The organism is Streptomyces sp. NPDC057654 (assembly GCF_042800135.1).
In the GTDB taxonomy this organism is placed as follows: domain Bacteria; phylum Actinomycetota; class Actinomycetes; order Streptomycetales; family Streptomycetaceae; genus Streptomyces.
Window position 1 is genome coordinate 1 of sequence record NZ_JBHVHQ010000045.1, and the last position, 9,569, is coordinate 9,569.

The following is a 9,569-nucleotide window of genomic DNA, read 5'->3' on the forward strand; positions in this document are numbered from 1 at the left end:
CCCTGAGCGTCACGGCCTTGCGACCGGACGCCTCGCCCGCCAGGTCGCCGATCTTCCGGTTGGGCCCGATCACCTGGGCGCCGCCGCCGGTGGCGGCGGATTCCGCCTCGACGGTCCGGTACGGCATGGTGGCGCCGGTCGCCGCCTTGCCCCGCTTCGGGCCCGGCCCCGGCACGGGCCTGCCGCTCGGCGGGGTGAACGCGGCGCGTGTGGAGCCCTTGCCCGCCGCGACGGCGCGCGAGGCCGTACGGCTGTCGGGGGACGCGTTGCCCGCCGCGTCCCTGGCCCGCACGGTGTACGCGGTCGTGTGCTCCGTGCCGCCGGGGACCATGGTGTCCTGCCAGCTCATGGCCGTGGCGGGCAGGCCGGCGCGCAGTCGGCCGTCGGCGTAGACGTCGTACCCGGCAGCTTCCGGGGGGCGCTCCCACCGCAGCGTCGTGCCGTCCAGGCGGACGCCGCGCGGCGCCTTCGGGGGTGTGGTGTCGCCCGATACGGCTCCGTAGACGGCGAGTTCGCCGACCCTTTGCGCTCCGGCGAGGCGGAGGTGGCGCAGCGGTGCGCCGCCGAGGGGCAGCGTGACCTTGCCCCGGCGGGCGCGGGCGTCGGAGAGGTCGACGAAGTCTCGGCCGTTGTCGGAGCCCTGGAGCTGGATCCGCTGGGCGGCTCCCGGCAGCCGGAGTTCGACCCGGTCCAGTCGGCGGGTGGCCCCGAGGTCGGCCCCTACCCAGTGGGACGTGCTGCCCTTCGCGTACGAGGTGGGGTCGCCGTCGTGCGCGCGGTCGGCGTCCGCGTCGCCGGTGAGGCGGACGGGCAGCGGTTTGGCGCTGTCGTGGTCCGGCGCGGTTCCGGCGGCGGCCGGGTGGCCGCCGGTCAGCATGAGTCCGGTGCCGAGCAGGGCGGCGAGTACGGGCCGCCAGGCTCTGGTGCGGTGCGTGCTGCTGTCTGTTGCGCGACGTTCTGTTGTGCCCATGACATTCCCTTCTGTGGGAGGCGGGCGGCGGCCGTGCCGCGAGGCGGTCAGCCCCGCAGCCAGACCGCCGTGTCCTGCGGCAGCGCGCCCTCTGGCGTCAAGGGGCCGCTGGCCAGCAGAAGTTCACCGTGCGCGGGAAGCGTCGCGTCCGCCGGGCCGAGGTTGACGACGCACAGCACGCTGCCGCCGCCGTGCGGCAGCTCCCGCGCGAAGGACAGCGCGTGCGGTACGTCCGTACGCAGCCAGCGCAGCGGGCCCGCGTCCTGGAAGGCGCGGCGTGCGCGCAGCGCGGTGCGGTAGAGCGCGAGCATCGAGTCCGGGTCGGCGGCCTGCCGTTCGGCCGCGTACCGCTCCCAGCCCGCCGGGCGCGGCAGCCAGCTCGGGCCGTCGCCGCCCGCGCGCCAGGGCAGCGGCACCCGGCAGCCGTCACGGCCCGGATCGACGCCGCCGGAACGGGCGTGCATCGGGTCCTGCACGAGCTCGGGCGGTATCTCCGCCTCCGGCAGCCCCAGTTCCTCGCCCTGGTAGAGGTAGACGGAGCCGGGCAGGGCGAGGGTGAGCAGCGCCGCGGCGCGCGCCCTGCGGGTGCCGCGGGCGAGGTCGGCGGGGACCCCGAAACGCTTGCGTTCGAAGGCGAATCCGGTGTCCTCGGCCCGCCCGTAGCGGGTGACCGTGCGGGTCACGTCGTGGTTGGCGAGGACCCAGGTCGCGGGCGCGCCGACGGGGGCGTGCGCGGCGAGCGTCAGATCGATGGACGCGCGCAGCTCGGCCGCGTCCCAGGGGCGGGCCAGGAAGTCGAAGTTGAAGGCGGTGTGCAGCTCGTCGGGGCGCAGGTAGCGGGCGAAGCGCTCGGGGTCCGGCAGCCAGATCTCGCCGATCAGCACGGCCCCGTACTCCTCGGCCAGCCGCCGCCAGGAGCGGTAGACGCCGTGCAACTCGGGCCGGTCGTGGAAGGGATGCCCGCCGCTGTCGCCGTCGCGGGGCATGTCGGGCAGACCGTCGGCCTTGGCGAGCAGCGCCGCGGAATCGATCCGTACGCCCGCCGCGCCGCGCTCGAACCAGAACCGCAGCACGTCCTCGTGCTCCCGGCGCACGTGCGGGTGGGCCCAGTTGAGGTCCGGCTGCTCGGGGCTGAAGAGGTGCAGGTACCACTGGCCGTTCTCGGTGCGCGACCAGGGGACGCCGCCGAACTCGCTCACCCAGTCGTTCGGCGGCTCGGCGGAGGGCGGCCGGAAGTGGAACAGCTCCTGCTCCGGTGAGCCGGGCCCGGCGGCGAGCGCCGCCTTGAACCACGGGTGCTGGTCCGAGACATGGTTGGGCACGATGTCCACGATGGTGCGCAGGCCCAGGTCGCGCGCCTCGGCCAGGAGCCGCTCCGCCTCGGCGAGGGTGCCGAAGGCCGGATCGACGGTGCGGTAGTCGGCGACGTCGTAGCCGCCGTCGGCGAGCGGCGAGAGATACCAGGGGGTGAACCACAGCGCGTCCACGCCGAGCTCCGCCAGATACGGCAGCCGGGCGCGGACCCCGGCCAGATCGCCGGTGCCGTCGCCGTTCCCGTCGGCGAAGGAGCGTACGTACACCTGGTAGATGGCGGCGGTGCGCCACCAGTCCGTGCGGGGCAAGGAGGGGTCCTTTCCTACGGAGCGTACGGACGTACGGGTCCGGGCACATGCCCGCGGGCGGTCGGAGGGGGCGGGTCAGCCCTTGAGGCCGCCCGCGCCGAGGCCCGCGATGATCTGCCGCTGGAAGACCAGGAACAGCGCGATCAGCGGCAGCGAGGCCATCACCAGGCCCGCCACCAGGCTGTTGAGAGGGGTGTCCTGGGCGACGCGCTGGAGGAAGACGCTGAGCGGTAGCCGCGCCGGGTCGGGCAGGACGAGCAGCGGCCAGAGGAAGTCCTTCCACGCGGCGACGACGGAGAGGATCGACACCACGGCGAGGATCGGCCGGGACAGCGGCAGCACGATCCGCCACATCGTGCCGACGGGGCCCGAGCCGTCGATGCGCGCGGCGTCCAGCAGTTCGTCGGGGACGCGGTCGAAGAAGTTCTTGAGGAGGTAGATGTTGAAGGCGTTGGCGGCGGCGGGCAGCCAGACGGCGCTGGGGCTGTTGATCAGGTTCCGGTTGACGAGGGGCACGTCGACGACCGTGAGGTAGGCGGGCACCAGCAGCGCGGTGGCGGGCATCATCAGGGTGACCAGCATCAGCGCGAGCACCGCGTTCCCGAACCGGGGCCGCAGCTTGGACAGCGCGTACGCGGCGGGGACCTGCACCGCGAGCTGGATGAGCCAGGCGCCGCCCGCCAGCAGCACGGTGTTGAGGAAGTAGCGGGTGAGGTCCATCTCGCGCCAGGCGCGGGCGTAGTTCTCGGGGTGCCAGTGCCCGGGGACGTAGGTGGGCGGGCTCTGCGCCAGTTCGGCCGAGGACTTCATCGCGCCCGTCGCGGCCCAGTACAGCGGGACGAGGAAGGCGACGGTGAACAGCGCCAGCGCCACGGCCAGCACCGACCAGTAGACGAGCTTCCCTTTCCGGGTGCGCAGCACGCCGGGGCGGACGAGCGTCCGGGTCGAGGCGGCCATCAGTCCTCCTTGGCGCCGCGGGTGGCGCGCAGGTAGAGGGCGGAGAACGCGGCGAGGACGAGGAGGAGCAGCAGGCTGAGCGCGCTCGCGGCGCCGAAGTCGTCGTAGACGAAGGCGTAGCGGTAGACGAGGAACATCACGGTGACGGTGGAGTCGTCGGGGCCGCCGCCGGTCATCACGTACGGCTCGGTGAACACCTGCATCGTCGCGACGATCTGGAGCAGCAGGAGGACCAGGAGGACGAACCGGGTCTGCGGGATGGTGACGTGGCGCAGCCGCTGCCAGAGGTTCGCGCCGTCCAGTTCGGCCGCCTCGTACAGTTCGCCGGGGACGGTCTGGAGGGCGGCCAGGTAGATCAGGGTGGCGGTGCCCATGTTGGCCCAGGTGGAGACGATCACCAGGGAGACCAGTGAGGTGGAGGTGGAGTCCAGCCAGCCGGATGCCGGCAGGTGGAGGGTGCGCAGCACCTCGTTGAGGAGCCCCGGCCCCGGGTCGTAGAACCACTTCCACATCAGCGCGACGACGACCGGCGGGAGCATCACCGGGAGGTAGACGAGGACGCGGAAGTAGGCGCGGGCGTGCCGGAACTCGTTGAGGAGCACGGCGGTGAGGAACGGCACGAGGAAGCCCAGGACCAGGGCGTAGGCGGTGAACAGCGCGGTGTTGCGCCACGCGGTGGCGAGCAGCGGGTCGCGGAACAGCTTCTCGAAGTTGGCCGTGCCCGCCCAGGTGTTGCCGGTGGCGAAGTTGACGTGCTGGAAACTCAGCAGCACGTTGCGGATGATCGGCCACCAGGAGAAGAGGGCGAAGACGGCCACGGCGGCGCACAGGAATCCGTACGCGGTCAGGTGCTCGCGCAGCGCACGGCGGCGGCGGGCGGCGCGGCGCTCCTTCTCGGCGGCGGCCGGTGGCGGGGACGGGGGCGACGGGGGCACGGTCAGCTCCAGCGCGGGCGCGGTGGCCATCAGAACGCGCTGTAGATCTGGTCGACCTTGTTCTCGGCCGTGGCGAGAAGCGCGTCGATGTCGGCGTCCTTGTCGGTGAGGACGGCCTGCATCGCGTTGTCGAGCGCGGCGTAGACCTGCTGGGCCTCCGGGGGTTCGATCAGGCCGGTGATGCGGGGCGCGGCCTCCATGAAGGACTGGTAGTTGCCGACGGGGACGTTGGCGTACGTGTGCTTGGCCTTCTCTACCCGGTCGCGGACGGCGCCCTTCCAGATGTCGGGGGTGGGCGGCATGGGCAGCCCGACGGGGAGCTTGGCCGCCAGGTTGTCCTTGATGTTCCGCTCGACGAGCTCCGGGTCGAGGAACTTCCACTGGAGCCACTTGACGGCGGCCTTGATCTTCTTCGGCGAGGACTTGGGGTTGACCATGTACCCCTCGCCGCCGATCAGCGTCGCCTTGGCGTCGGGTACGGGCGCGAGGCCGTAGTCCTGGTACCTGCCGCCGAACTGCTTGGCGATGACGGCGATGTTGTCGGCGGCGGAGACGTACATGCCGAGCTTGCCGCTGCCCATCATCCGCTGGACGTCCTCGGCCTGGAGCAGCTGTTTGCTGCCCATGGAGTCGTCCTCCCAGCGCATGTCGTGCAGGTCCTGGAGGGTGGCCCGGCCCGCCGCCGAATTGAACGCGGCCTTCCACTTCCCGTTCCGCTCGGTGGCCATCCGGCCGCCGCGCGAGTACAGCTCGGCGGTGAAGTGCCAGCCGCCCTGGTTGTTCTTGGAGAAGTCGGCGTAGCCGGCGGTGTTGTCGCCGAGCTTCGCGATCCGCCGGGCCGCGGCGCGCACCTCCGCCCAGGTCCGCGGCGGCTTGTCCGGGTCGAGCCCGGCCTTCTCGAACAGCGCGCGGTTGTAGAGCAGGCCCATGGAGTAGTTGGCGGTCGGCAGGCCGTACTGGCGGTCCCTTTCGTCCTGGAACACCTTCATCAGCTCGTCCTGGACGTCGCCGCGGTGCGGCATGTCCTTGATGTAGTCGGTGATGTCGGCCGCCTGCTTCTTCGCGATCAGGCCGCGGGTGTCGGTGAAGTAGACGTAGAAGACGTCCTCCAGCTTGCCGCCCGCCAGTTTGGCGTTGAAGGTCTTCGGGTCCATGAAGCCTTCGTGGGGGACGATGTCGATATCAGGGTTGGCCTGCTCGAACTGGCGCACATGCTTGTCGAAGAGCTTGCGCTCGAACGCCTGCGTCGTGGGCGGCTGCCCGTTGACGGAGAGCTTCACCTTGCCGCCCGGCGCACCGTCGTCATCGCCGCCGCTGTCGCTGCTGGTGCCGCAGGCGGTCAGGGCGGCGAGGGCGAGAACGGCGGCGGAGGCGAGGGCGAGGGAACGGCTTCTCGTGGACGGCGTGGGTGACATCGGTGGACCCCTCTGGCGTGGGCGATGCGGTGAGCGGTGGCGCACACTCAAGCACCGAGGTCAGGAGAGGGCAATATGTCACGCAGGACTTGCAAAATATTGACAGCGGTGAGGCGGGAATCCCTCAGTTCGACGGAACCGGGCCCGTCGAGCCGCGTACGACGAGCTCCGGCTCGAACATGATCTCGTCGCGGACGACTTCCCTGCCGTCGATCTGCGCCGTCAGCAGCTGCACCGCGGTACGGCCCATCGCGTCGATCGGCTGCCGTACGGTCGACAGCGGCGGCTCCGTGACCGTCATCAGCGGCGAGTCGTCGTACCCCACCACCGATACGTCCTCGGGAACCCGCAGCCCGCGCCGGCGGGCGGCCCGCACCGCGCCCAGCGCGATGATGTCGCTGGCGCAGACGATGCCGGTCACCCCGGCGTCCAGCAGCCGGGAGGCCGCCGCGTGGCCGCCCTCCATCGAGTACATCCCGCGCACCACGCGCTCCGGCGGCAGCTCCGCGCCCGCGGCCCGCGCCACGGCCCGGGCGGCGGCCAGTTTGCGCCGCGAGGGCACATGGTCGGACGGGCCGAGCGCCAGGCCGATCCGCTCGTGCCCGAGGGAGGCGAGGTGGCGCCACGCCTGCTCGACGGCGACCGCGTCGTCGGTGGAGACGCAGGGGAAGTCGAGCCCGGGAATCGGCGCGTTGACCAGCACCACCGGCAGGTTCCTGGCGTGCAGCAGCCGGTAGTGGTCGTGCGCCGCGTCCGCCTGCGCGTACAGGCCGCCCGCGAACACGACGCCGGAGACCTGCTGCTGGAGCAGCAGGTCCACATAGTCCGTCTCCTGGATGCCGCCCGGCGTCTGGGTGCAGAGCACGGGGGTCAGCCCGCGCTGGGCGAGGGCGCCGCCGACGACCTCGGCGAACGCGGGGAAGATGGGGTTCGACAGCTCGGGCAGCACCAGACCGATGAGCTTGCCGCGCTCGCCGCGCAGCTGCGTCGGCCGCTCGTAGCCGAGGACGTCCAGCGCGGTGAGCACCGCCTGCCGGGTGCCCTGCGAGACTCCGGGCTTGCCGTTCAGCACCCGGCTGACGGTCGCCTCGGAGACGCCCACCTTCTTCGCCACCAGCGCAAGTCGTCGCGTCATACACGCAACACTAGCGCAAGTTTTGCACGCTACTTGCGCCAGTGTTGCACTCCGTGCGCGGCTTGCGAGCGGTCCTGAACGGCGGGCGAATCCGGGCGGCCGTTACGCGAGTTGCTGCCTCAGTACGGCCGGCAGGGACCGGTTCAGCGCACGAACTTCCAATTGACCTGCGGGACCATGTCGGTGCCCGCGGGCACCAGCTTGCGGAACGCCGCCTGGCCGAGGTCTATATGCGTCGAAGGACAGGAGGGGCACTTGTCCCGGACCGGCACGGTGATGGTCTTGCCCTTGTACGTGACCTGCACCTTTATCCCGGCGCAGAGCGGGTCGTTGTTGGGGTTGGCCGAGGTCCACCACGCGGCGGAGACGGCCACCAAGTCCTGTGCGGTGGGGTCGATATACGTGCCGCAGGCGCCGTAGCCCTTGTCGTTGTAATAGGTCATCTTGCCGGTCATGGTCTTGCCAATAGGTATGTCGGCGTGGGCCGTTCCGGTGCCGAGGGCTATGCCGGTGACGGCGATCACGCCGCAGACCGTGGATCTCCAGCGCAGGGATGCGCGCATGGCTTCTCCTCATCCGAGTTCATCCGGGTCGTTCCGGGGTGGTGCTCGGGCAGGTGCCGTTGCTCGGGAGGCGGTGGTTCTCGGTGCTCTCCCGAGCACATGAGTGTCACGGACTCCGGCCGCCTCACAACCCTCAATGGGCACAACTGTCCTGAACTAGCGGATATGTTCGGTGAATTTGGCCCGGAACGGAGGTCTGGTCTCCGCTCCCCCGGACCGCGCGTTCTCGGGCGCTTCAGCCGCCGCGCGCCTCACCCTTCACGTCGTCCTCCCCTTCCCCCTCCGCCTCGGGGAGCAGGGGGAACAGCCGGGAGATGAGGGCCACGGGCCGAGCCCCGTCGGGGCGGGCCAGCGGGCGCTGCTCGCGGTCCTGGTAGGGGGCGAGCGCCCGCCGGAGAACGGCCGCGACCCGGCTCATCTCGTCGGGCGTCAGATAGGCGACGGCGCTGAACGCCTCGTCCTGACGCCACTCGTCGGGCGCCTGATCGCGCTGGGCGAGCCACCGCCGCCAGCTCTCGTCCTCCAGCCCGCGGGCCAGATCGCTGAACTCCCCCGCGGGCGCGCCGCCGTCGGCTTCGGCGTCGTCGGCGCCGGACGCGCGCCGCCGCAGCCGCCAGGGCCGGGCGCGTCCCCCGCTGTGCGGGGCTTCCTCCACCCGTCCGTGGCGGGCGAGCTGCCGCAGATGGAACGAGCAGAGTCCGGAGCTGTAGCCGAGCCGCGCCGCCGCCTCGGTCGCGGTGACGGTGCCGACCTCCGCCAGCAGGGCCAGCAGGGCGGTACGGACCTCGTGCTCGCGCAGTCCGGCACCGCCCTCGCCCCCGTCACCGTCGCTGCCGCTATCGCGGGTCCGGCCGGGCCTGGCGTGGAGATCGTCTTCAGTCACTTTGCAAAGTCTGCTACTTTGCAAAGCTCCTGGCAAGCTGTGACAACACGCCGCACGCTGCACGCTGCACGCGAAATATGGGGAGAGACCACCGCCATGTCCGTTCATCACGACCCGTCCCACCCCCTCGACCGGCGCGTGCGCGTGCAGGGACAGCCCGTCGACTCGTACCCGTCGCTGCCCGAGGAGGCGCGACGCGGCTCGGCGCGCCGGGTCACGGAGATCGGCGAAGAGGTCCTCGGCCGCCGGTGCAGGGAGGTGGCCGAGTTCGGCTCCGCCGAGCTGTCGGCGCTGATCGACGACATGTTCCTGACGATGTACGTGGCCGACGGCGCGGGCCTCGCGGCCAACCAGGTGGGCGTCGACCTGCGGCTCTTCGTGTACGACTGCCCGGACGACGACGGAATCCGGCACGTCGGCCACATCGCCAACCCGGTTCTGGAACTGCCCGGTGCGAGCGACCGCCGGCTCATCGACGACCACGAGGGGTGCCTCTCCGTGCCGGGCGCGACCATGCCCGTCCCCCGCACCGACCGCGCCGTCGTGCGGGGCTTCGACAAGGACGGCGAGCCGGTCGTCGTCGAAGGGACCGGCTACTTCGCGCGGTGCCTTCAGCACGAGTGCGACCATCTCCTCGGCCACACCTACCTCGACCGGCTCTCCAAGCGCGATCGCAAGGAGGCGCTGCGCCAGATGGAGAACCGCCGCGAGGAGGTCTACGCCCGGCGCGCCGCCAAGGCCGCCGATCTGAGCTGATGCGCGGCCCCCCAGAGGGCCGAACCGACCTCGCCGGATGGCGGAGCAGCGGTGGCGGCGGGCACGGGGGCGCGGGAGGTTCGAGGCATCGTGACGGGTGACGGGTGACGGGCCTTGGAGCGCGCCGACGCCTCGGGAGTCCTCTGGGCGGTACGGATCTGGTGGTACGGATGGGAAAGCACCGCTCGGCCCCGGACGCCGTCGCGCCCAGCCTGCGGCTCCATGTCGCCGGGGACGGCCGGGTCGAGGCCGAGGGCTCGCCGTCGGTGTTCCTCGGCGACCCGGACGGCGCGCCCGGCGACCCCTTCGCCGCCTGGCACTGGGACGGACGGA

8 protein-coding genes and 1 pseudogene are annotated in these 9,569 nt (G+C 71.7%); 1 reads left to right on the forward strand and 8 read right to left on the reverse strand.

Annotated elements, in window-relative coordinates:
• The 8 genes and pseudogenes from ACFU99_RS06445 to ACFU99_RS06480 all read right to left on the reverse strand — a co-directional run.
• Positions 1–970: pseudogene (locus ACFU99_RS06445) on the reverse strand (glycosyl hydrolase); the annotation flags it as partial.
• Between the two features lie 47 nt (positions 971–1,017).
• Positions 1,018–2,592 carry a glycoside hydrolase family 13 protein gene (locus ACFU99_RS06450; RefSeq protein WP_384386647.1) on the reverse strand — a complete coding sequence of 525 codons (1,575 nt, stop codon included), beginning with the start codon at positions 2,590–2,592 and terminating at the stop codon, positions 1,018–1,020.
• Between the two features lie 75 nt (positions 2,593–2,667).
• Entirely contained in the window at positions 2,668–3,549 is an 882-nt protein-coding gene (locus ACFU99_RS06455) for a carbohydrate ABC transporter permease (RefSeq protein WP_384386650.1), read from the reverse strand.
• Positions 3,549–4,514 (reverse strand): carbohydrate ABC transporter permease, encoded by a 966-nt coding sequence (locus ACFU99_RS06460; protein ID WP_384386653.1) that lies wholly within the window; start codon positions 4,512–4,514, stop codon positions 3,549–3,551. The genes ACFU99_RS06455 and ACFU99_RS06460 overlap by 1 nt, the downstream gene beginning before the upstream one ends.
• Positions 4,514–5,899: an extracellular solute-binding protein gene (locus tag ACFU99_RS06465; protein ID WP_384386655.1), complete on the reverse strand. Its 1,386-nt coding sequence runs from the start codon at positions 5,897–5,899 to the stop codon at positions 4,514–4,516. The genes ACFU99_RS06460 and ACFU99_RS06465 overlap by 1 nt, the downstream gene beginning before the upstream one ends.
• A 124-nt stretch (positions 5,900–6,023) precedes the next feature.
• Positions 6,024–7,034, reverse strand: coding sequence for a LacI family DNA-binding transcriptional regulator (locus tag ACFU99_RS06470; RefSeq protein WP_384386658.1), 1,011 nt, complete (start codon positions 7,032–7,034; stop codon positions 6,024–6,026).
• Positions 7,035–7,177: 143 nt separating this feature from the next.
• Positions 7,178–7,597: a cysteine/serine endopeptidase inhibitor gene (locus ACFU99_RS06475; RefSeq protein ID WP_384386661.1), complete on the reverse strand. Its 420-nt coding sequence runs from the start codon at positions 7,595–7,597 to the stop codon at positions 7,178–7,180.
• 235 nt (positions 7,598–7,832) lie between these two features.
• Positions 7,833–8,480 (reverse strand): winged helix-turn-helix domain-containing protein, encoded by a 648-nt coding sequence (locus ACFU99_RS06480; RefSeq protein ID WP_384386663.1) that lies wholly within the window; start codon positions 8,478–8,480, stop codon positions 7,833–7,835.
• Between the two features lie 96 nt (positions 8,481–8,576).
• Here ACFU99_RS06480 and def point away from each other — a divergent pair, with 96 nt between their 5' ends.
• Positions 8,577–9,236: a peptide deformylase gene (gene def / locus ACFU99_RS06485; protein WP_384386666.1), complete on the forward strand. Its 660-nt coding sequence runs from the start codon at positions 8,577–8,579 to the stop codon at positions 9,234–9,236.
• Positions 9,237–9,569: the final 333 nt, after the last annotated feature.